Annotated in this window: 22 protein-coding genes, 1 pseudogene, 1 riboswitch and 1 other annotated feature; of the genes and pseudogenes, 20 read left to right on the plus strand and 3 right to left on the minus strand. The window is 50.3% G+C overall.

The features are described from left to right. Positions 1-15: 15 nt before the first annotated feature. Positions 16-906 (minus strand): 4-hydroxy-tetrahydrodipicolinate synthase, encoded by an 891-nt coding sequence (gene dapA, locus BMX22_RS01645; RefSeq protein ID WP_074740189.1) that lies wholly within the window; start codon positions 904-906, stop codon positions 16-18. A gap of 30 nt (positions 907-936) precedes the next feature. Then, positions 937-2016 carry an aspartate-semialdehyde dehydrogenase gene (gene asd / locus BMX22_RS01650; protein ID WP_074740190.1) on the minus strand — a complete coding sequence of 360 codons (1080 nt, stop codon included), beginning with the start codon at positions 2014-2016 and terminating at the stop codon, positions 937-939. A 99-nt stretch (positions 2017-2115) separates the two neighbouring features. Continuing rightward, positions 2116-2288: riboswitch (Lysine riboswitch) on the minus strand. 77 nt (positions 2289-2365) lie between these two features. Here asd and BMX22_RS16750 point away from each other — a divergent pair. From BMX22_RS16750 to hflX, 15 genes and pseudogenes are all read left to right on the plus strand, one after another. Next, complete coding sequence (locus tag BMX22_RS16750) at positions 2366-2608, plus strand: hypothetical protein (RefSeq protein ID WP_318259665.1); 243 nt, start codon at positions 2366-2368, stop codon at positions 2606-2608. After that, positions 2557-3060 (plus strand): annotated as a pseudogene (locus tag BMX22_RS01655) (DNA alkylation repair protein); the annotation flags it as partial. The gene BMX22_RS16750 and the pseudogene BMX22_RS01655, both read left to right, overlap by 52 nt. 2 nt (positions 3061-3062) lie before the next feature. Next, positions 3063-4094 (plus strand): tRNA preQ1(34) S-adenosylmethionine ribosyltransferase-isomerase QueA, encoded by a 1032-nt coding sequence (gene queA, locus BMX22_RS01660; RefSeq protein ID WP_074740191.1) that lies wholly within the window; start codon positions 3063-3065, stop codon positions 4092-4094. A 75-nt stretch (positions 4095-4169) separates the two neighbouring features. Then, a complete protein-coding gene (locus tag BMX22_RS01665; RefSeq protein WP_074740192.1) occupies positions 4170-4541 on the plus strand; it encodes a hypothetical protein in 372 nt (123 codons plus the stop codon). 96 nt (positions 4542-4637) lie between these two features. Next, on the plus strand, positions 4638-5075 hold the full coding sequence (locus BMX22_RS01670; RefSeq protein ID WP_074740193.1) for a hypothetical protein: 438 nt from the start codon (positions 4638-4640) through the stop codon (positions 5073-5075). Positions 5076-5103: 28 nt separating this feature from the next. Next, positions 5104-6237, plus strand: coding sequence for a tRNA guanosine(34) transglycosylase Tgt (gene tgt / locus BMX22_RS01675; protein ID WP_074740194.1), 1134 nt, complete (start codon positions 5104-5106; stop codon positions 6235-6237). A 12-nt stretch (positions 6238-6249) separates the two neighbouring features. Beyond that, positions 6250-6945: an HAD family hydrolase gene (locus BMX22_RS01680; protein WP_074740195.1), complete on the plus strand. Its 696-nt coding sequence runs from the start codon at positions 6250-6252 to the stop codon at positions 6943-6945. A 4-nt stretch (positions 6946-6949) separates the two neighbouring features. Next, positions 6950-7606: a hypothetical protein gene (locus BMX22_RS01685; RefSeq protein ID WP_074740196.1), complete on the plus strand. Its 657-nt coding sequence runs from the start codon at positions 6950-6952 to the stop codon at positions 7604-7606. Then, the gene (locus BMX22_RS01690; protein ID WP_074740197.1) at positions 7599-8738 is read left to right on the plus strand and encodes a suppressor of fused domain protein; all 1140 of its coding nucleotides are present in this window, start codon (positions 7599-7601) and stop codon (positions 8736-8738) included. Before BMX22_RS01685 ends, BMX22_RS01690 begins: the two co-directional genes overlap by 8 nt. A 129-nt stretch (positions 8739-8867) precedes the next feature. Next, positions 8868-11630 (plus strand): preprotein translocase subunit SecA, encoded by a 2763-nt coding sequence (secA, locus tag BMX22_RS01695; protein ID WP_074740198.1) that lies wholly within the window; start codon positions 8868-8870, stop codon positions 11628-11630. 75 nt (positions 11631-11705) lie between these two features. Beyond that, complete coding sequence (locus tag BMX22_RS01700) at positions 11706-12659, plus strand: hypothetical protein (RefSeq protein WP_074740199.1); 954 nt, start codon at positions 11706-11708, stop codon at positions 12657-12659. Beyond that, positions 12659-13426, plus strand: a complete 768-nt coding sequence (locus BMX22_RS01705) for a class I SAM-dependent DNA methyltransferase (RefSeq protein WP_074740200.1) — start codon at positions 12659-12661, stop codon at positions 13424-13426. Before BMX22_RS01700 ends, BMX22_RS01705 begins: the two co-directional genes overlap by 1 nt. Before the next feature lie 15 nt (positions 13427-13441). Next, positions 13442-14326, plus strand: a complete 885-nt coding sequence (hslO, locus tag BMX22_RS01710) for an Hsp33 family molecular chaperone HslO (RefSeq protein WP_074740201.1) — start codon at positions 13442-13444, stop codon at positions 14324-14326. Then, positions 14327-15004, plus strand: coding sequence for an XAC2610-related protein (locus BMX22_RS01715; protein ID WP_074740202.1), 678 nt, complete (start codon positions 14327-14329; stop codon positions 15002-15004). It begins immediately after the preceding gene. Between the two features lie 9 nt (positions 15005-15013). Then, positions 15014-16261, plus strand: a complete 1248-nt coding sequence (hflX, locus tag BMX22_RS01720) for a GTPase HflX (protein WP_074740203.1) — start codon at positions 15014-15016, stop codon at positions 16259-16261. Between the two features lie 48 nt (positions 16262-16309). Here hflX and BMX22_RS01725 read toward each other — a convergent pair whose 3' ends face one another. Continuing rightward, entirely contained in the window at positions 16310-16747 is a 438-nt protein-coding gene (locus BMX22_RS01725; RefSeq protein ID WP_074740204.1) for an RrF2 family transcriptional regulator, read from the minus strand. A gap of 209 nt (positions 16748-16956) precedes the next feature. On the opposite strand from BMX22_RS01725, the gene aroC reads away from it, so the two are divergent. The 5 genes from aroC (at position 16957) to asnA (ending at position 22773) form a co-directional block, all read left to right on the plus strand. After that, positions 16957-18057, plus strand: coding sequence for a chorismate synthase (gene aroC / locus BMX22_RS01730; protein WP_074740205.1), 1101 nt, complete (start codon positions 16957-16959; stop codon positions 18055-18057). A gap of 13 nt (positions 18058-18070) precedes the next feature. After that, the gene (locus BMX22_RS01735) at positions 18071-19099 is read left to right on the plus strand and encodes a 3-deoxy-7-phosphoheptulonate synthase (protein WP_074740206.1); all 1029 of its coding nucleotides are present in this window, start codon (positions 18071-18073) and stop codon (positions 19097-19099) included. Positions 19100-19156: 57 nt separating this feature from the next. Then, positions 19157-19424, plus strand: a binding site (T-box leader). 58 nt (positions 19425-19482) lie between these two features. Continuing rightward, on the plus strand, positions 19483-20853 hold the full coding sequence (gene asnS, locus BMX22_RS01740; protein WP_074740207.1) for an asparagine--tRNA ligase: 1371 nt from the start codon (positions 19483-19485) through the stop codon (positions 20851-20853). A gap of 24 nt (positions 20854-20877) precedes the next feature. Continuing rightward, the gene (locus tag BMX22_RS01745; RefSeq protein WP_074740208.1) at positions 20878-21687 is read left to right on the plus strand and encodes a hypothetical protein; all 810 of its coding nucleotides are present in this window, start codon (positions 20878-20880) and stop codon (positions 21685-21687) included. 75 nt (positions 21688-21762) lie between these two features. Further along, entirely contained in the window at positions 21763-22773 is a 1011-nt protein-coding gene (gene asnA, locus BMX22_RS01750) for an aspartate--ammonia ligase (protein ID WP_074740209.1), read from the plus strand. The last annotated feature ends 121 nt before the right edge of the window (positions 22774-22894 follow it).

Consider the following 22894-nt stretch of genomic DNA (forward strand, 5'->3'; position numbering starts at 1 on the left):
TATCACCGCGTATTTTTATTTGATAAGTCCGTGGTTTGCGAGTGAAGAGCGGAGCTTTGCTCTGTGCTCGTCCGTCATCTCGCAGAGCGGCAGACGGCAGGGACCTGCGTTCCAGCCGAGCATATTCATCGCTTCCTTTACGGGAATCGGGTTTACCTCTATGAAAAGGTCATTGATGATATCAAGGTACTTGAGCTGGAGCTTCACAGCTTCCTCGAAGTTGTTGTCGAGGCAGAACTGCACCATATCGTGCATCTCCTTGGGGATAACGTGGGAAGCAACCGAAATTACGCCCTTTCCACCAAGCGACATAACGGGTACGACCATGTCGTCGTTGCCGCTGTAGATGTCGATGTCGTTTCCGCACTCTGCTGCAAGCTTCGCAACATAGCTGATGTTTCCGCTTGCTTCCTTGATGGCTGCGATGTTTTTGTGCTTTGCGAGCTCCTTGACAGTCGCAACATCAAGTCCGCAGCCTGTTCTGCTCGGTACATTGTAAAGGATTATCGGGATATTTACCGCGTCGGCTATCGCTGTAAAATGTGCGATAAGTCCCTTCTGTGTCGTCTTATTGTAGTAGGGGGTCACGTGGAGCAGAGCATCTGCGCCCGCAGCCTCTGCCTCCTTTGAGAGCTCTACCGCGTAATGTGTGTCGTTGCTGCCTGCACCCGCGATAACGGGGACTCTGCCTGCAACGTGCTTAACCGCAAACTTGATGCAGTCACGGTGTTCGTCGTCGGTCATTGTGGCGGATTCGCCAGTTGTGCCGCAGATAACTATTGCATCGGTGCCGTTTTCTATCTGGTCGTCGATAACACATCCGAGCTCATCGTAGTTGATGGAGCCGTCGGCGTTCATAGGTGTGATTATCGCTACTGCTGCACCTGTAAAAATCGTATTCTTCATAAGTGGTCTGTCCTTTCTCATCTCAGATAATCAGTCAAAGTAGCCCTTTGCTGCGAGAAGCTCTGCAAGAAGGACTCCGCCGCCTGCTGCTCCTCTCAGTGTATTGTGCGAGAGGCATACGAACTTGTAATCGTACTGTGTATCCTCGCGGAGACGTCCCGTAGAAACTGCCATACCGCCTTCGATGTTGCGGTCGAGCTTAGCCTGCGGACGGTCGTTCTCCTCGAAATAGTGAATGAACTGCTTCGGTGCGCTCGGGAGCTCGAGTTCCTGCGGTACACCCTTGAAGTCTGCCCAAAGCTTGAGTATCTCCTCCTTGGAGGGCTTGTTCTCGAAGCTTACGAATACTGCTGCCGTGTGGCCGTCAGATACGGGCACTCTGAGGCACTGTGTCGTGATGTTGGGCGTTGTTGCCTTTACTATCTCATTGCCCTTTATCTCGCCCCAAACCTTCAAAGGCTCCTGCTCGGACTTCTCTTCCTCGCCGCCAATGTAGGGAATGAGGTTATCGACCATCTCAGGCCATGTCTCAAAGTTCTTGCCTGCGCCCGAAATTGCCTGATATGTGCAGGCAAGCACGTTCTTCAGTCCGAACTTTCTGAGCGGGTGGAGTGCGGGTACATAGCTCTGTATCGAGCAGTTGGACTTGACTGCGATGAAGCCTCTCTTTGTGCCGAGACGCTCGCGCTGTGCCTTGATTATCTCAATGTGCTCGGGGTTTATCTCCGGTACTACCATAGGAACGTCGGGCGTGAAGCGGTGTGCCGAGTTGTTCGATACTATCGGGCACTCAGCCTTTGCGTACTTCTCCTCGAGAGCCTTTATCTCGTCCTTCTTCATATCGACTGCGCAGAAGCAGAAGTCTACCATTGATGCTATCTTCTCGATATCGGATGTGGCGTCAAGCAGCACCATGTCCTTCATTGCTGCGGGCATCGGAACTGCCATCTTCCAGCGGCTGCCTGCTGCCTGCTCGTATGTCTGACCTGCACTTCTCGGTGAAGCGGCAAGCACCTTGACATTGAACCACGGGTGGTTCTCCAGAAGCGTTGCAAAGCGCTGTCCGACCATGCCCGTTGCGCCTATGATCCCTACGTTATACTGTTTCATAATGTTGACTCCTTTAAAAAAATTTTCAAAAAAATAATAAAACCGGTTGCAAACCGGTCGATCATGAGTTATAATAGAAATGTTAGCATAGCAGTTTCGTTATGCGATAGCTCTCCATCAAACACATGATGACAGCTGTATACCTGTTCGACATACAGCCAGAACGGAATGTACCAAATACCGCTCTTCGGCAGCTTTGCCTTTCGGCGCACTTCATCGGACGGGTCGCCCTCTGTACGCTTACTCTTCGCAGCCGCACCTCTACCTTGTTTACATAATAACACTTTACAGGCGCGTTGTCAACAGTTTTTTTCATGATTTTAAAATTTATTTTCCGAAAGGGATGCTTATGAGCATATTTACCGATATTGAAAGTGCTCTCACAGAGGCAAAAGACGAAAAATTTGCTCTGCTGACTCAGAAAACGATACCCACGCTCAATAAAGAGAGCTTTATCGGAGTTCGCACTCCCGACCTGCGAAAACTCGCAAAAAACTTGCAAAGCGCGATGATACTGGCGATTTTCTCGCAGCTCTCCCCCACCGTTTCTTCGAGGAGTATCAGCTCCATTCCTTCATCATCTCAGAGGTGAGGGACTTCGATGAATGTATCCGCCTTACAGATGACTTTCTCCCGTATATTGACAACTGGGCTACCTGTGACCAACTTTCTCCGAATGTATTCGCTAAACACTCGGACAAGCTTTTGCCGTATATAGATAAATGGCTTGCCTCGGAGCTTACGTATACGGTCAGATTCGCCGTTTGCTCGCTGATGAGATATTTCCTCGGCGACAGCTTCCGCAGCGAGTACGCTGACAGAGTCGCCGCGGTCAGCTCGGACGAATACTACATAAACATGATGAGAGCCTGGTATTTCGCCACCGCTCTTGCCAAGAACTACAATGAAGTGCTTCCCTATATCGTGCAGAAGAAGCTCGATGTATGGACTCATAATAAAACGATACAGAAGGCTGTGGAGAGCTTCCGCATCACAGATGAGCAGAAGCAGTTTCTCCGCACACTAAAAGTTAAAGGAGCTTGAATTTGGAACTTTTAAAGTCAGATTTCTACTACGACCTGCCTGAGGAGCTTATCGCACAGACTCCCATCGAGCCGCGCAATGCCTCGCGTATGATGTGCGTTGACCGTAAAACAGGGGCAATAACTCACGACCACTTCTACAATCTATGCGAGCACCTCAGAGAAGGTGACCTTCTCGTCATGAACGATTCCCGCGTTATCCCTGCCAGACTTTACGGCGAAAAGATAGGCAACGGAACTTTTATTGAGTTCCTGCTCCTTGAGCAGAAGGGCGACAAGCTCTGGGAGATAATCTGCCGTCCCGGTAAAAAAGCAAAGGTCGGAACAAGGTTCAGCTTCGGCGGCGGACGGCTAATTGCGGAAGTTGTCGAGGTCAAGGACGACGGCAACCGCGTCGTGCAGTTCGAGTGCGAGGGCAACTTCTTCACAGCTCTCGAGGACGTCGGGCAGATGCCGCTCCCGCCTTACATAAAGGAAAAGCTCGAAAATAAGGAGCGCTATCAGACGGTCTACTCAAATGAGCTCGGCTCGGCGGCTGCTCCGACTGCGGGTCTGCACTTCACCGAGGAAATGCTCGATGACCTTCGCAGGCAAGGTATAAAGACTGCTTTCGTTACGCTCCATGTCGGGCTCGGGACCTTCCGCCCCGTAAAAGAGGACAATGTGCTCGATCATAAAATGCACAGCGAGCATTACTTCCTCCCGAAGGAAACAGCTGACCTCATAAATCAGACTAAAGCCGCAGGAGGACGTGTTATTGCCGTCGGGACCACGACCTGCCGCACGCTCGAAAGCGTTGCCACATTCTACGGAGATATCTCCGAGCATGAGGGCTATACCGATATCTTTATTTATCCGTCTTATGAGTTCAAGTGTATCGACGGTCTCATCACAAATTTCCATCTCCCCGAAAGTACGCTCATCATGCTCGTTTCGGCGTTTATGGGATACGAAAACACTATGAATGCTTACAAAGTCGCTGTAGATGAAAAGTACCGCTTTTTCAGCTTCGGCGATTCGATGTGCATACTGTGATAAATGCTTTGTTTTCGGAGATGCTGTTTTTAGTTCCGAAAACCGACATATCTCTAAGGAAGGAACTTCACCAAAATGGAATTAACCGAGTTTTTCAAAAGCTTTATTGAGACCGAGGAAGAGCCTGTCACTATCTGCGACCTCGACTTTCGCATCATCTTCATAAACAAAGCCGCTGATTCCGCTTATGCGAAAATAGGCGGATATGATATCGTGGGCAAGTCACTGAACACCTACATCGACCTCGAGACCCAAAGCAAGATAAATATGGTCGTTGAATGGTTTAAGGAAAGCCCCGAAAACAACCGCGTTTTTGCCTGCAAGATCAAAGCTTCGATAGACGGTTATGTCTATGCTCTTCGCGATGATAACGGCAGACTGATCGGCTTCTGCAATAAGCGCAAGTCTCGTGTCCCCGACGAGTCCGAGCCGTATTCCGTTTTCTGAATCAATTACATTTGTAACTGCTAAAGTGACCTTTGACACATTGTATTTCGCCTGCCCGAAAGGTATAATATAGAAAAAAGGCAGGAGGTCACTTCTATGAAAAACGATAAGTTCAGGATAAACACAGACTATGCCATCAACATCACTGTTGCGGCTCTTTACACCGCTTTCGGTCTGGTATGCTTTTGCGTTTGCGCTTATTTTGCCGTAATGCTTGAAGGCGGTTCGGGCGTGCTAAACTGGGATAACGAGTATTCGAGCTTTTTCTCCCTGCTTCTGCTGCCCTTCATGCTCGCAATGTATATCATCGTTTTCGGTGCAATGATCATTATGGGTATCATCCCCGCCTCTATCGGGCTGATCATCGGCTCGCTCTCCTCAATTGCAAGATTCATCTATACCGAGCACGGCACGGTCGCTACCAAGCCGTACAAAATCCTGATGACTGCTTCATACATCGTTACTGCTGTCGCATCGGCTCTGTATATCGGTGGAATACTCTCATTAATCCCCGTGTTCTTCGCAAATCGCTGATAAGAATGTAAACCGAAAGGAATCATATATGTTCACACTTCTCAAAAAAGACAATAAGGCTCGCCGCGGTATCGTCGAAACTGTTCACGGCAGCTTTCAGACTCCGTGCTTCATGAACGTCGGTACTGCTGCCGCTATAAAAGGCGGTATCTCTTCAGTCGACCTGAAGGAGCTGAAAACACAGGTGGAGCTCTGCAATACCTATCACCTCCACCTCCGCCCAGGCGACAAGGTCGTGAAGGAAATGGGCGGTCTGCACAAGTTCATGAACTGGGATAAGCCCATTCTCACGGACAGCGGCGGATTTCAGGTGTTCTCGCTCGCTCAGCTCCGACGCATTAAGGAGGAGGGCGTCTACTTCGCCTCCCATATCGACGGACACCGAATTTTCATGGGTCCAGAGGAGAGTATGCAGATACAGTCAAACCTCGGCTCGACTATCGCTATGGCGTTCGATGAATGTGTCGAGAATCCCGCTACCTACGAGTACGCCGCCAAGTCAATAGAGCGTACGACACGCTGGCTGTATCGCTGCAAGGATGAAATGGAGCGCCTCAACAGCCTCCACGATACGATAAACAAGAAGCAGATGCTTTTCGGCATCAATCAGGGCTCGACCTACGATGACCTGCGCATCAGGCATATGGAGGATATCGCCAAGCTCGACCTCGACGGCTACGCTATCGGCGGTCTCGCTGTCGGTGAATCGACCTCCGAGATGTACAGGATAATCGACGTGGTCGAACCCTTTATGCCTGTTGATAAGCCGCGCTATCTCATGGGCGTGGGTACTCCCTCGAATATCATCGAGGCTGTTGCACGCGGAGTGGATATGTTCGACTGCGTCATGCCGAGCCGAAACGCCCGTCATGCTACCGTTTTCACATGGAGCGGCATCATGCACCTCGGAAACAAGTGCTACGAGACAGACCCGCGTCCTGTGGACGAGCAGTGTGACTGTCCGACTTGCAAGAACTTCTCCCGCGCCTATATCCGACACCTCTTCAAGGCAAATGAACAGCTTGCGGGACGTCTCGCCGTTCAGCACAACCTCTACTTCTACAACACACTTACCGAAAAGATACGCGAGGCTATCGACGAGGACAGGTTCGAGGAGTTCCGCGGACGGTACTCCCGCTCACTCGCAACACTTATGAAATAAACGGAGATTAGAATGATTTTAGCAATTTTTGACCTTGACGGAACTATCGCCGATACTATCGCCGATCTCGGCGACGCTGTGAATTACGGGCTCGGTGTGCTCGGATATGAGGGGCATACTTATGAGGAGTACAAGCTGCTCGTTGGGAACGGCGCTCCCGTGCTGTGTCAGAGGGCTTTGCCCGAGGGGCACAAGGACGAAGCGGATAAGCTCCATGAGCTGTTCCGCGAATACTATGCGGAGCATTACCTCGACAAAACAAAATTGTACGACGGCATGGAGGAGACTCTCAACAGGCTGATGAACAAGGGTGTAAGACTCGCCGTGGCTACAAATAAACCACAGGATTTCGCACGCGAGATAGTAGCACGACTTCTCCCCGATATCCGATTCGAGTGCGTTCTCGGCGGATGCAAGGAACGTCCGAAAAAGCCTGACAGAGCCATTATCGACGACGTGTTCTCCGATATATATTCAAACTATCACTCTGACATGAAAGGTGAATTTGATACCGTGTCGGTGTTGGATGAGTTCGATAAAGTCTATATGATAGGCGACAGCAATGTCGATATTCAGACCGCTGAAAACGCGGGGCTGCTCTCGGTCGGCTGTGCGTGGGGATTCCGCGGAAAGACCGAGCTTGCCGACGCGGGCGCTGACTTCATCGCTGACGCTCCCGCCGATATACCGCAGATAATACTGAGGTGATAACATGATAATGCTAACCGAAGAAGAGCTCGTTCACAGTATTGCCGAACAGACGGAACGCTCCGCGGCTGTGATCGGTCATACCGACCTCTCGCGGAAAGACTTCGACCCGACGGCTGTGATCGTTTCGAGCTTGTCTAATATATTTGAGTCCGCTCTTGTGGTGCTCGCGCTCGAGGATACCGCTAATGACCGCGAGGAGTGCTACAGAAGCGCGGGCAGGCTCGTTATGTCCTCCTCTGACGTGAGCTCGGAGCAGAAAAGCTTCATCAGGAATATCAACGCCTTACGAAAAGAGCTCTCTCTCGATTCCGAAAACGGCGGGTGCTTCGACAGCTCGCGCTGTCTCGACTTTCTCAATTCCTTTGACTGCTTTATGTTCCAGTTCTTTCAGAAGAGCCCGACAGTAAAGCGTATGAAGTCCGAAGGTACCCTGAGCTCGGAGTTTATCAGCTTTCACAACATTCTGGAAAAACTCATCAGGAAAAATATCGTGTCTGCTAAGGGAACTGCGGGCAGCTCGGATATCGCCGCAAAACTCGACTCCGTAATCGGACTTCTGACCAGATTATGTGATGAAAATGAAAGGCTCGATATGAGAGTCGCCGAGCTGAGCGCTAAGCTCGACAGACTGACAGGAAAGTGTGACGGCAATGAATGAGTTCAACAGCAATTTTGACCAGAATATCGCCGTTTATACTCCCGACCAGACCGACGCGATAGAAGAGCATATCACCGAGCACATCGGCGATTTTCCTAAGGTTTTCCGTGACAATTCACCCAAAGATTTGAAAATAGATATCGCTGTCATCCCGCCAGACGATGACAGGTACTTCCTTACGCTCGTGACTATGGGGCTCGGCGCATATAAAATGAACCTCCCAAAGGAACTCCGCGGACAAGGGCTTGAACGTGCCGAGCTCGTGCTCTGCCTGCCCGCAAACTGGGACTTCGACACCGATGTTCCCGAAACAATGTGGCCTGTTGAGCTTTTAAACAGGATAGCTCACCTGCCCGTTCGTCACCGCTCGTGGATAGGTCGGGGACACTCGGTCGACTACAGTAAGCCGTTCACCGAGGAGACCGACCTCAGTGCCGTTCTGCTGCTCTCACCGTCATTCGGCAAAGAATCATCGGTTTGCACCCTCCCGAACGGTGAAAAGGTCAATTTTTATCAGGTCATTCCGCTGTATGATATAGAAATGCGCTACAAGATAGACCACGGTACCGATGCCCTGCTCGACCGCTTCGGCGACGAGCTCGACCCTGTTGTCGACCTTGACCGCAGACCTGTGGTCGATGCTTCGACCTTCGAGCTCATCGACCGCGTGGAAGACCACTCCTCTAAAATCGAGGAAAAACAGCTCGATATCAGTGAGATAAACGGTGCAAACCACATCGCGATGTTCCTGCGCTGGTGCATTGAACGTGACCTCATCGACGACGAATTCAAGGATTTCTTCGCCGACGAGCTTGAGTCCATACGCCGCGGAGAGCTCGATATACGCAAATTTCTGCTGAACTCCCTCAGCGGTGAACTCACGAAAGAAATACTCAACGAAGAGGGCAAGGCTTTTGCGTCGTTCTACTACGACTTCTACGCCGAGCCCGATTCTCCGTGCTATCCCGAGGATGTGGACAGAGTCGCGCTCGAATACTTCGGCAAGGAGAAGTATGAATGCGAGGAATTTGCCGACGAAACCTACCTCTTTCTCCCCTACGGGGACGACTACTACGCTCGTATAAGCAGATATATAAGCAGAAACCACCGTATTTTCTACGGTCTGGACTGATAATACGCCGATTTGCCGCATATCTTCGAGAAGGTATTGACAAATCGGCGCTTTTGTAGTAAAATGTATTTATATGTATTTCAAGATACAGGTACATTGCAAAATATTGTAAAGGCGGTAATCATTCAAATGGGTCTTTTTAAAAGCATTTTCGGCGCTAACGCTTACTCCAACAGGGAGCTCAAGCGCATTGAGCCAATTAAAAATAAAGTTCTCGAACTCGACGAGGAGTATCAGAAGCTCTCCGATGCCGAGCTCAAAGCAAAAACTCAGGAATTCAAGGACAGACTCGAAACAGGCGAGACTCTCGACGATGTGCTCCCCGAGGCACTCGCTACCGTCAGAGAAGCTGCTTGGCGTGTTCTCGAGAAAAAGCCCTACCCCGTTCAGATAATCGGTGCTATCGTTCTCCATCAGGGTCGTATCGCCGAGATGAAGACAGGTGAAGGTAAAACTCTCGTTGCCTGCGTCGCTTCTTACCTCAACGCGCTCACAGGCAAGGGCGTTCATGTTGTTACCGTCAACGACTACCTCGCTAAGACTCAGGCTGAGGAAATGGGCAAGGTTCTGCGCTGGCTCGGTCTCACCGTCGGCTGTATCCTCCACGGACTCACCAACGACGAGCGCCGCGAGGCTTACCTCTGCGATGTTACTTATGCTACCAATAACGAGCTCGGATTCGATTACCTCCGTGACAACATGGTCACTCATAAGGAGGAGCGCGTTCAGCGTGAGCCTAACTTCGCTATCGTCGATGAGGTCGACTCTATCCTCATAGACGAGGCTCGTACTCCTCTTATCATTTCGGGACGCGGCGACAAGTCCACTGAGCTCTACTCTATAGCTGACCGTTTCGCAAAGATGCTCACTCCTACTACAGTTGTCGAAATGGACGACAAGGTGGACCAGGATACCGTAAGCGAGACTGCCGACTACATCATCGACGAGAAGGCTAAGACCGCTACTATCACTCAGCGCGGCGTAAAGAAGGCTGAGCAGGCTTTCCGAATCGACAACCTCATGGACCCCGAGAATATGACTCTGCTCCACCATATAAATCAGGCTATCAAGGCTAACGGCGTTATGAAGAACGAGATAGACTACGTCGTTCAGGACGGCGAGATAATCATCGTTGACGAGTTCACAGGCCGTCTTATGCTCGGCCGCCGCTTCAACGACGGTCTGCATCAGGCTATCGAGGCTAAGGAAGGCGTTAAGATAAAAAGCGAGTCAAAGACTCTCGCTACTATCACTTTCCAGAACTTCTTCCGTCTGTACAACAAGCTCTCGGGTATGACAGGTACTGCTATGACCGAGGAAGACGAGTTCAAGGAGATATACAAACTCGACGTTATCGCTATCCCCACCAACAAGCCCGTTATCCGTATCGACCACAATGATCAGGTATACAGCACGGAAAAGGGCAAGTATGCCGCTATCATAGATAAGATAATCGAGTGCCACGAGAAAGGTCAGCCTATACTCGTTGGTACTGTATCTATCGAGAAATCCGAGCTCCTCTCCGCTATGCTCAAGAGAAAGGGCATCAAGCACGAAGTCCTCAACGCAAAGCACCACGCGAAGGAAGCCGAGATCGTTGCTCAGGCCGGTAAATACGGCGCAGTTACTATCGCGACCAACATGGCGGGCCGTGGTACCGATATCATGCTCGGCGGTAATGCCGAATTCCTCGCAAGAGCTGCTCTCCGCAAGGACGGTATGGAGGAAGAGCTCATCACAGCTGCTATCGGCTTCGCGGATACCGATGACCAGATGGTCCTCGATGCAAGAAAGAAATACCGTGAGTATTACGATAAATTCAATGCTGAGATAAAGGAAAAGGCTGTTGCTGTCAAGGAGGCAGGCGGTCTCTATATCCTCGGTACCGAGCGTCACGAGTCAAGACGTATCGACAATCAGCTCCGCGGACGTTCGGGTCGTCAGGGCGACGAGGGCGAGAGCTGCTTCTTCCTCTCCGTGGAAGATGACCTCATGCGTATCTTCGCAGGCGACCGTCTCGAAAGAATGATGAGCGTACTCAAGGTCGATGAGAATATGCCAATCGAAAGCAAGTCGCTCACTAAGATCATCGAGTCCTCACAGAAGAAGGTCGAGGGCAGAAACTTCAGCATCAGAAAGAACGTCCTCAACTACGACGACGTTATGAATACTCAGCGTGAGATAATCTACAAGCAGCGTTCACAGGTGCTCGACGGCGAGGACCTCCACAAGGATATCCTCAAGATGATGGAGGACCTTATCACTTCTACCGTCAACACTTACCTCATCGACGATGAAAACCGCGAAGACTGGAATATCGTCGGTCTGAAGGAGTACTTCCTCGGCTGGCTCATCGACAATGATGACCTCACTTTCACTGAGGATGAGCTCAAGACCGTTACAAAGGAACAGATAATCAACGCTCTCAACGAAAAGTGCGGCGAGATCTATCAGGCTAAGGAAGAGGAGTATGGCGGAGAGATACTCCGCGAGCTCGAGAGAGTTATCCTCCTCAAGACTGTTGATACCAAGTGGATGGCTCATATCGACGATATGGAGGAACTCAAGAAGGGTATCGGTCTCCGCTCGTTCGGTCAGAAGAACCCTGTTATCGAGTACCGTTATGAAGGCTTCGAGATGTTCGACGCTATGGTCGAATCTATCCGCGAGGATACTGTACGTGCTCTGCTCACCGTAAAGCTCCAGAAGCATGAAGCACCCGAGCGCGAGCAGGTAGCTAAGCCCGATGCTCCCAATGCGGGCGAAGGCGACGGCAGCTTCGATAAGGAGCCTGTCCGCTCGAACAAGGTCGGCGACAACGACCCGTGTCCCTGCGGCAGCGGCAAGAAGTACAAGAAGTGCTGCAAGCTCAAGGAAGCAGGCAAAAAGTAAGTCTATACTTAATGGGCGGCTGTGTCGGTCGCCCATTTGACGTGAAAAGTCCGTGCATTTTATGAGGTGATGAAAATGAAAAAATCAGCGATTATTGCCGTTTTAAGCTTTGTTCTCCTGACAGGCTGCGGTAGGACGGACCCTGTTGTATCCGACCCCGAGACCGCTGAGACGACTGTTGCAGTCGAAAAGAAAACCGAAGTAACAACCACTGCGCCGATTGTCTCTTCCGACGTGTCTGCTGCGTCCACTGCCGCAACTACAGCTTCAGGTACGAAGTCGTCTGCCAATACTACGACGACTTCCACAAAAACTGTTGCCCGCGGCGGCACTACCCTGACTGTCGCCAGACGTACCAATACATCGGTAAAAGCTACCACAAAGCATACAAATGTCACCACTGCACAGGACACAACTACGACTACTGCTGTGTCCACAACTACGGCTGTTACTGTACATAAAGTCTTTACCAAGGACGATCTTGAATGCAGAGTCACAAGAGAGGGCATAGACATATTTGTAGACAACGAAAAGCTCCAGACCATCGAGATAGATACCGAGGAGCTCATAAATGCGCTCTCGGATATCAAAACGGAAATGAAAGCAAGCATCATCATTGAAGACGTTGACCTCGATGGGAACGACGACATCTTTATCCCACAGCAGGTCGGAACGCTGAATACCTTCGGCGTTTACTACCGCTTTGACAGCGAGGAAAAACAATTCGTAAAATGGGAGGAGCTTGGTGAGATAGACTCGCGTGCCGACGTAAATAAAGAGGATATGACTTTCACTACTACCGTTAAGCTCAGCGAGGACGAGTACGAGGAAAAGCACTTTGCATGGAACGGAAACGCTCCCGAGATACAGACTATGAAAAAGAAGTACAGGTCTGCTGAGGACAAGGATGAGCTCCTCATAGACTACTTTGAGTATACAAGCGGCGAGGAAGTCCTCGTAAAACGTGAGAGAGTCCTTTTTGATGCGGACGGCCGCGAAGCAGGCGCAGAAGAGGTTGAGCTCGACTGATGGCCGGTTATGATGTTTTTGCACGGTATTACGATGAACTGACCGCCAATATCGACTACGGCAAACGTGCTGCCTACTTCAACTCGATCATTGACAGATTCAAATCGACCGAGGGCCGTATCCTCCTCGACCTCGCATGCGGGACAGGCAGTATATCCGAGGAAATGGCTCGTCTCGGCTATGACGTTATCGGCGTTGACTGCTCCGACGAGATGCTCGGAATCGCACTCGACAAGAAATTCGACAGCGGGCTGAATATTCAGTATCTCTGTCAGGATATGCGTAAACTCGATATGTACGGCACTATCGACATTACGATATGCGCTCTCGACAGCATAAATCACCTCCCCGATATGGATTCTGTCAGGGAGGTTTTTAAAAAGGTCGCGTTTTTCTCGGAAATAGGCGGGCTTTTCATTTTCGATGTTAATACCCTTTATAAGCACCGCTGTATCCTCGCAAACAATACCTTCACCTACGAGACCGATAATATCTACTGCATCTGGGAGAATTCCCTCGTTTCGGATACGGACGAGGTCAAAATGCATCTTGAATTCTTCGAGAAAGAGGAAAACGGGCTCTATTCGCGCAGCTCCGACTGCTTCTCGGAAAAAGCATACAATGAGGAAGAGCTTGAAAAGGCTCTGACTGATGCGGGGTTCGAGATCGTCGCAAAATACGGCGATGATACATTCGACTCCCCTGCCCCCGACTGTCAGCGTATCGTTTACGCTGCAAAATGTATCGTCAACGGGCAATCAATATGAAAGGAATTCACTTTTATGGGTAAGCTTTACAGAGCTATTTCTGAAGACGGCTCCGCTTTTGCCGCTGTACTCGACGCTAAGGATATAGTTTCGGAGATCGAGAAACTCCACAAGACCTCCGCTGTCGTTACTGCGGGACTCGGCAGACTCACGATCGCTGCCTCTCTCATGGGATATATGCTCAAAGGCGAGGATGACAGCCTGACACTCCGTATAGACGCGGACGGACCCGCAGGTCAGCTCGTCGCTGTATCAGACAGCCGAGGCAACGTTAAGAGCTGCGTTTCAAATCCCGTTGTTGAGCTGCCTCTGAATGACAAGGGCAAGCTCGACGTTGCGGGAGCTGTCGGCAGAGACGGAACTCTCGCTGTTGTCAAGGATATGGGGCTGCGTGACCCTTACGTCGGTGTTATCCCCCTCGTCTCGGGCGAGATCGCCGAGGATGTCGCTAACTACTACGCAATTAGTGAACAGATACCTACTGTTTGTGCGCTCGGTGTTCTTGTGGACACCGATCTTTCCGTGAAGTCCGCAGGCGGCTTCATCGTACAGCTCCTCCCCTTTGCAGACGAGAAGTGTATTGACATCATTGAAAAAAATGTCGCTGACATGAGGCCTGTTTCCGCTCTTCTTGATGAAGGAGTCACTCCCGAGGAGATCGCAAATATGCTGCTCAAAGGGCTTGAACCGAATGAACTTGACTCAGCTTCACCCGTCTACAGGTGCGATTGCAGCCGCGAACGTACAGAAAAAGTGCTCATAAGCATCGGACAGAAGGAGCTTCGCTCCATTGCCGCCGAGGGCAAGGACACTGAGGTAAAGTGCCATTTCTGCGGAAAGAATTACGTTTTCACACCCGAAGAGATATCCCGACTCGCGGAAGGAGCGTCAAAGGAATAAATGAAAAAGCAACTGCTTATAACAGCTGTAATACTGTCTGCTGCACTCTTCTCTTGCGGAAGGAGCAAGGACGACCCCGAGGCACATATACGCACGGAGAATTTCACGGTCTATACGACCGCTCCCCTCCCGCAGGACGGTACTCAGGCTTTCACAGAGGATTTTACCGTTCCGACCGAGGAAAAGAGGTTCACATACGCTCTCAACGGTACTACCGTCGAGCTTCGTATAAATGACAGACTTGTAAAGGCACTGTCCTATTACTACACTCCCGACGAAAAGTATATCTCCGTTGCCGATTTCAACTTTGACGGCTATCAGGACATTTTCATCCCCTATGAGAACAGCTATTCGGGATATGGATACTACTACTGCTATCTCCCCGAAAAAAACGACTTTGTCCTCAATGATGAGCTGATGAAAGTAAACAGACTGATGAAGGTCGGTGAGAATAATACTCTCGTCGAAGAGCAGGACGACGGTTACATCGACTGTTTCATCGTCTATCAGTGGGATGGTAATAAGCTCAAAAAAATACGCAGGACCGAGACCTACATCTCTTATAACGACGAGAAAAAACATACGGATATCTACATTTACGACTCAAATGGCAACGAGACACTCGATGATACCATCATTGAGGAGGAGCCTGCTACAGTGACCGAGACTGACCAATAAGGAGACGCTATGTTTGATAATAAAACGGACGAGTCGCCCGTTAAGGCTGTCCTCGCCTGTGTGGATACAGGAGAATTTGACGCCGAGACCTCCATTGATGAGCTCGAAGAGCTCGCTGAGACCGCAAACGCTCAGGTCGTCGGCAAGATAATCCAGAAAAAAGCTTCCTATGACCCTGCTACCTGTATGGGTGCGGGACGTCTCGAGGAGCTGAAAGAGCAGCTCGGTTCCCTTGAAGCCGAGCTTGTTATTTTCGACCACGAGCTGAGCGGCGTTCAGGTCCGAAATATCGAGGATATCCTCGATGTTCGCGTAATTGACAGAACAACGCTTATCCTCGACATATTCGCTCAGCGTGCACGTACAAAAGAAGGAAAGCTTCAGGTCGAGCTCGCACAGCAAAAGTATCGCCTGCCGAGGCTGACGGGTATGGGTACTGCGCTCTCGCGTCTCGGCGGTGGAATAGGCACACGCGGTCCCGGTGAGACAAAGCTTGAGACCGACAAGCGCCATATCCGCAAGCGTATCTCCTACCTTGAAGCAGAACTCGAAGAACTGAAAAAACACCGCACATTCTCGCGCTCCCGCAGAAAAAAGGACGGCGTTCTCTGTGCGGCTATAGTGGGATATACGAACGTAGGCAAGTCAACTCTGCTGAATGCTCTGACTGACGCAGGCGTGCTCGCGGAGGATAAGCTCTTCGCGACGCTTGATGTTACCTCGCGCGCTATCGAGCTCCCTGACGGGAGAAGCGTGCTGCTGACAGATACGGTCGGGCTGATACGGCGTCTTCCGCATAACCTCGTCGAGGCGTTCAAATCAACACTTGAAGAAGCTGCCTCCGCAGACATAATCCTGAACGTGCAGGATATGTCCTCGCCCGAAAGAGAGCAGCAGGCAGAAGTAACGATGCAGCTGCTGTCCGAACTCGGATGTGACGGGATACCGAAGATAAACGTTATGAACAAGTCTGATGCGGCGCTTTATCCTGACACTGTATTTGAGGACGACAATACCGTTATCATCTCCGCTAAGCACCGCGGCGGTTTTGATAAGCTGCTTGACTGTATTGCGCGTACTCTGCCCGAAACTGCTAAGCGTATGAAGCTTCTTATCCCTTACGACAAAACCTCTTTCATCAGCCGCATACGCATCGACGGCAAGGTCTTCTCCGAAGAGTATGCCGAAAACGGCACTCTCATAGATGCGCTCGTTGACATCAAGCTTCAAAAGGAAGCTGAAAACTATACTGTATAAGATTCGGGGGAGCCTCCTAAAGGCTCCCCCGTTAAATGCGTATAAAGGTCATATGCAGTAATCGCCGCCATTGAGGTTGATCGAGCGCTCGATCACGTCCTGAAGCGAGATGGTGTCAAGGTATTCGGTAACGACCTTGTACAGCCCCTCCCATATATAGAGCGTGGTGCAATCTTCCATGCGCGGACATTTGTTCGGACTGAATTCAAGGCACGAAACAGGCGCAAGGTTACCCTCTGTCGAGCGAAGGATATCTCCTACGGTTATGTCGGCGGGAGATTTGGCAAGCTGGTAGCCTCCGCGATTGCCGCGGTTAGTGCGCAGGATGCCGTCCTTGTTGAGCATAGGAACTATCTGCTCGAGATATTTTTTCGATATCCCCTGCCTATCGGCTATATCTTTAAGTGAAACAAAACCTTCATCATGGTGCGAGGCGAGGTCTATGAGCATACGCAGTGCGTATCTTCCTTTTGTTGAAATCTTCATTAAAGTTCTCCTTATACTAAATCGCGATAATTCGGTACGAATTTATATACCTATTATAACATAGGTTTAATATGAATTCAAGTATTTTTGATAAATTTACAGATTTAATTTATAATCGTATTTGAAAGTAAAAGATTTTGTTGACATTAGCACGTTGATGTGGTAAAATATCAAGTAGTCTCATTTGATAATATCAGGAGTTGACAGCTTTGAAAAATACATTCGGATCGAGCGTAGCGCTCACTATATTCGGAGAAAGCCACGGTGCCGCTATAGGCTGCATCCTTGACGGACTCGCCGCGGGCATACCCGTGAACGAGGACTTCATCGCCTCGCAGATGGCACTGAGAAAGTCGGTCGGTGATATCTCTACTCCCCGCAAGGAAGCTGACGCTGTAAAAATCGTCAGCGGTGTGTTCAACGGCACGACTACAGGCACTCCCATAACCTTTATCATTGAAAATCAGGACACCCGAAGCCGCGATTACGGCGAGCTCGCCTACAAGGCTCGCCCCGGTCATGCGGACTTCACCGCTCAGATGAAGTACCACGGCTTTCAGGACTTCCGCGGCGGCGGTCACTTCTCGGGTCGCATTACCGCGGGAATTGTTGCCGCGGGTGCAGTCGCTATCTCCGCACTGAACAGCAAAGGAATCAAGATAGGTACGCACATACTCGCGTGTGGCGGTATAAGAGACCGATTTTTCGGCAATATTAATGATGATATCGACAAGCTCACAGGTCTGGCGTTCGCTGTTCTCGATGACTCTTGCAAAGACAGGATGACAGATGCTATACTCGCAGCGAAATCTGCGGGCGACAGCGTCGGAGGGATCCTCGAAACTGCTGTTTGCGGCTTTCCCGCCGGTGTCGGTGAGCCGTGGTTCGATACGCTGGAGGGAGTGCTCTCCCATGCGCTGTTCAGCATACCCGCTGTCAAGGGCGTCGAATTCGGCGCGGGCTTCGCTGCCGCGGAGCTGAGAGGCAGTCAGAACAACGACCCTTTCCGCTCCGAGGAAGGCAGGACTGTTACTTCTACTAATAACTGCGGTGGCATTCTCGGTGGTATCTCCGACGGTATGCCTATCGTTTTCAGATGTGCCGTTAAGCCTACTCCGTCTATTTACATTGAACAGCAGACTATCAATATGAATACGGGTGAAAATACGTCCTTACAGATAAATGGGCGTCACGACCCCGCTATTGTACACCGCGCGAGAGTTGTCGCCGACAGCATCACCGCACTTGTGCTCTGCGACCAGCTTGCCCTCCGTTTCGGCACAGACTGGCTCGCTCAATATAATAAATGATTGGAAGAATCTTATGTCAATGAATATTATCAGGGAGCTCCCGCACCCGTCAGAAATAAAAAACGAGCATCCGCTTTCTCCCGAACTCATCGCTCAGAAGAATATGCGAGATGAGGAGATCAAGAAGGTATTTTCGGGTGAGTCGGACAAGTTCCTGCTCATCATCGGTCCGTGCTCTGCCGACAGCGAGGAACCTGTACTCGACTACATCACGCGTCTCCGCGAATTACAGGAGAAGGTCAAGGACAAGGTGCTCATCATTCCTCGTATCTACACGGGAAAGCCGCGTACTACAGGCGACGGCTACAAGGGTATGCTCCACCAGCCGAATCCCACGGGCAATCCCGACCTTAAAAGCGGTATCATCGCTGTCAGAAATCTGCATATGCGCGCTCTCGCAGAGACAGGCTTCAGTGCCGCTGACGAGATGCTCTACCCCGAGAACTACAGCTACCTCGATGACCTTCTCGCGTATATCGCTATCGGAGCGCGCTCTGTCGAGAATCAGCAGCACCGCCTTGTCTCAAGCGGTGTATCTATCCCCGTCGGTATGAAAAACCCGACAGGCGGCGATATTTCGGTAATGATGAACTCAATTACCGCCGCTCAGCACCGTCACGCTTTCATCTACCGAGGCTGTGAAGTCAAGAGCGACGGCAACCCCTACGCTCATGCTATCCTGCGCGGATACGTAAACGACAAGGGTCAGTCCTTCCCGAATTACCACTATGAGGACTTATACCGTCTCGCGCAGACTTACGCTGAAAAGAACTTGCAGAACCCCGCGCTCATAGTCGATACGAACCACTCAAATTCAGGTAAGCAGTACCTCGAACAAATTCGCATCGCAAAAGAGATACTCCACAGTATGCGTCACAGCACAGACATCGCTAAGCTCGTAAAAGGCTTGATGATAGAGAGCTACATCGAGGACGGCGCCCAGAAAATAGGCGAAAATATCTACGGCAAGTCCATTACCGACCCCTGCCTCGGATGGGAAAAATCCGAGCGTCTCGTTCTCGACATCGCAGAGCTGCTGTAAGTTTTTTTAAAAAAGGTATTGACAAATACACTGAATGGTGTTAAAATAACACTTAGTTGAAATGCTTTGACGAAGAGAAGTAGCTTCGGAGTTCGTTTTCAGAGAGCGCGGGTAAGGTGTGAGCCGCGTATCAGAGCCGTTGTGAATAACACTTCCGAGCAGCAAACCCAAAGGTTTTTCCGAGTAGGGGCGACGTTTCCGCACGTTACAGCGGGCAAGAGTGACTGCTTTTGTTGTGTTCCCGCGATATCGGGAGAAGTTATTGCTTCGATGACAAAGCGGTAAATTCAGGTGGCACCACGGGTATTATGCTCCCGTCCTGTTTCAGGGCGGGAGCTTTTCGTATTCTCTCGTCTGATTAAATTGCGAAAGGAAAGAATATTATGAAGCACACAGACATCAAAGACATTATCGTCACAGGTGAGTTCGCAGGCAAGGAAGTCACAGTTTGCGGCTGGGTCCGCACATCACGCAACTCCAAGAGCGTTGCGTTCATTGAGCTCAATGACGGTACTTCACTCAAGAATTTGCAGGTCGTAGTCGAAAAGGGCGAGGGTGACTTCAAGGAGCCCCGTGTCGGCACTTCCGTGAAGGTCGTCGGCAAGGTCGTTGAAGGCAGAAACAATACCTTCGAGATAAACACTGTTCCCGAAAATATAACCATACTCGGCGACGCTCCCACAGATTATCCGCTCCAGAAGAAGGGACATACGCTCGAATTCCTGCGTACTATCCCCCACCTCCGCGGCAGAACGAACACCTTCAACGCTGTTATGCGCGTTCGCTCGGTCCTCGCGGCGGCTCTGCACAGATACTTCCAGAGCCATAACTACATTTACGTAAATACTCCCCTCATCACAGGCAGTGACTGCGAGGGCGCGGGCGAGATGTTCACCGTGACTACAAACGGTTTCTCGCACGATTTCAAGACCGAGGAGGAGTACTACGCTAACGACTTCTTCGGCAGAAAGGCCGGTCTCTCCGTTTCGGGTCAGCTTGAAGGCGAAATGGGCGCAACTGCTTTCGGTAAGATCTACACGTTCGGACCTTCGTTCCGTGCCGAGAACTCGAACACCCCCAAGCACCTCGCCGAATTCTGGCACATCGAGCCCGAGATTGCTTTCGCCGAACTCGATGACGTTATCGAGATAGCTGAGGACATGGTCAAGTTCGTTATCCGCGAGCTGCTCGACACCTGCCCCGACGAGGTCGCTTTCTTCGATGCTCACTTCGAGAAGGGTCTCAAATCTCGCCTTGAAGAACTCATTTCCCACGACTTCGGAAGAGTTACCTATACAGAGGCTATCAAGCTCCTTCAGGATTCGGGTGAGAAGTTCGTATACCCCGTAGAGTGGGGCTGTGACCTCCAGACAGAGCACGAGAGATATATCTCCGAGAAGGTATTCAAGAAGGCTGTTTTCGTTACAGACTACCCCAAGGAGATAAAGTCCTTCTACATGAAGCAGAATCCCGACGGCAAGACCGTTGCGGCTGTTGACCTCCTTGTTCCCGGCGTCGGCGAGATAATCGGCGGAAGCGAGCGTGAGGCTGACTATGACAAGCTCGTCGCTGCTATGAAGGAGAGAAATATGAACCTCGACCTCTACTCCGATTACCTCGACCTCCGCAAGTACGGTACTGTTCCGCACGGCGGCTTCGGTCTCGGCTTCGAGAGACTTATCATGTACACGACGGGAATGGCTAATATCCGTGACGTGATCATGTTCCCGAGAACTGTTGGCTCAATAAGATAACGGCTTTGAAAAGGATGAATTACTATGAAAAAGAATCTTTCTATTTTTGCAGCAACTCTGATACTGACTGTTTCCCTCGCCTCCTGCGGCAAGGACAGCCTTGATAACGAGGAGATAAAAAAGCCTGAGCCGCCTTCTACTATGACAACTACTGTTACCACTACTACCACCACAACTACTACGACAAAGGCTACGACGAAAAAAACTACAAAAGCAACCACTACTACTGCCCGTACCACTGAAACAACTACAAAGACTTCAAAGACCGATTCCGCTTCACCTATCGGAAAGTGGAAAGTTTCGGGTGACGAAGACAATGAAATAGCTGAATACTTAGCCGATTCCTCAGGCGAGGTAAATCTCAGCGACCTCGTCTTTGAATTCGACAATGAGTATTGTAAATTACAGGTCGAATCAGACATTTCAAGTATGATGTGCCTGACTGATGAAGGTTTCAAATTCTATGACATTACTTATAAGGATATCAAATATGACGGCTCTGTTCTGACTCTGAATGCAGACGGTGAAACAATCGACTTCAAGCGCTGCGGCTCGCCCGACCCGAATTCAAAGTATGGAAAGTATACCTGCGATGAGCTCGAAGAAGATGAGTTTGAGGACGATGAGTTCAATAGTTATGAGTATTTCTTTGATTTCAGAAGCCCCGAAGAAGCGTATATGATCGCTGAGTTTTCTTTGAAGTACACCTACGATGCCGAAAAGAAAACTATGAACCTTATGGGACAGAATGACATCGGCATCGAATTTGAAGGAAACAAGATGATAATGAAATCTTCAGACGGCTCCAGATCCGTCTTTGAACGCGCAGACTAATATCACAATTCTCCGCACAGCAGCCGTCAATGGCGCCGACTGTTGTTATATATCCACGAAAGGAAAGTGAATTATATGTCAAGGTCACTTTATATACCCGAGGGCTATAAATCTGCTCTCACGCTGAGAGAAACTCAGCACGCTATCAAGTACATCAAGGACATTTTTCAGCAGGCTCTCTCGTTTGCACTGACTCTCGACCGTGTGTCCGCTCCCCTCATCGTCAGAAAAGGCAGCGGTATCAATGACGACCTAAACGGCGTTGAGCGAAAGGTCGACTTCTCGATAAAAGAAATCGACGGCGAAGGCGAGGTCGTGCAGTCGCTTGCGAAGTGGAAGAGAATGGCTCTCTACCGCTACGGATACAAAGCAGGCGAGGGAATCTACACCGATATGAACGCTATCCGCCGCGATGACGATACCGACAACACCCACTCCATTTTCGTGGACCAGTGGGACTGGGAAAAAGTCATCACACGCGAGGACAGAAACATTCAGTTCCTCAAAGATACGGTAACATCAGTCGTCAAGGCTATCGCTTACACAAAGCGCAAGGTCAGCCTCCGCTACCCGCAGATAGCAGGTCAGATTTGTGAGAAGCCGTACTTCATCACGACTCAGGAGCTCGAAGACAAGTACCCCGACAAGACGGGTCACGAGCGTGAACGCCTCATCACTCAGGAACACAAGACCGTATTCCTTATGCAGATAGGCGGTAAGCTCGCGAGCGGAGAAAAGCACGACGGACGTGCTCCCGACTATGATGACTGGTCGCTCAACGGCGATATCCTCATCTGGGACGACGTGCTCGACGATTCGCTCGAAGTATCATCTATGGGTATCAGAGTTGACGCTGATTCGCTCAAGTCTCAGCTTGCTGAATGCGGTGCTGAGGACAGAATGAAGTACCCTTACCACCAGATGATAGCAGACGGCACGCTCCCGCTCACCATAGGCGGAGGCATCGGTCAGTCGAGACTGTGTATGCTCCTGCTCAACAAGGCGCATATCGGCGAGGTCCAGTCCTCGATATGGACGGACGAAATGGTGCAGAAATGCGCCGAGAACGGTATAACACTTCTCTAATAAGCAGAAAGGTGCTTCATAGTCATTGAAGCACCTTTTTTATCCACCGATAAGCTATTTTAACAGTTGACATACACTATTATTTTTAGTATAATTATCAAAAAAGCAGAAGGGAGTTTTC

The sequence above is a fragment of the Ruminococcus sp. YRD2003 genome (assembly GCA_900109435.1).
GTDB lineage: Bacteria > Bacillota > Clostridia > Oscillospirales > Ruminococcaceae > Ruminococcus > Ruminococcus flavefaciens_G.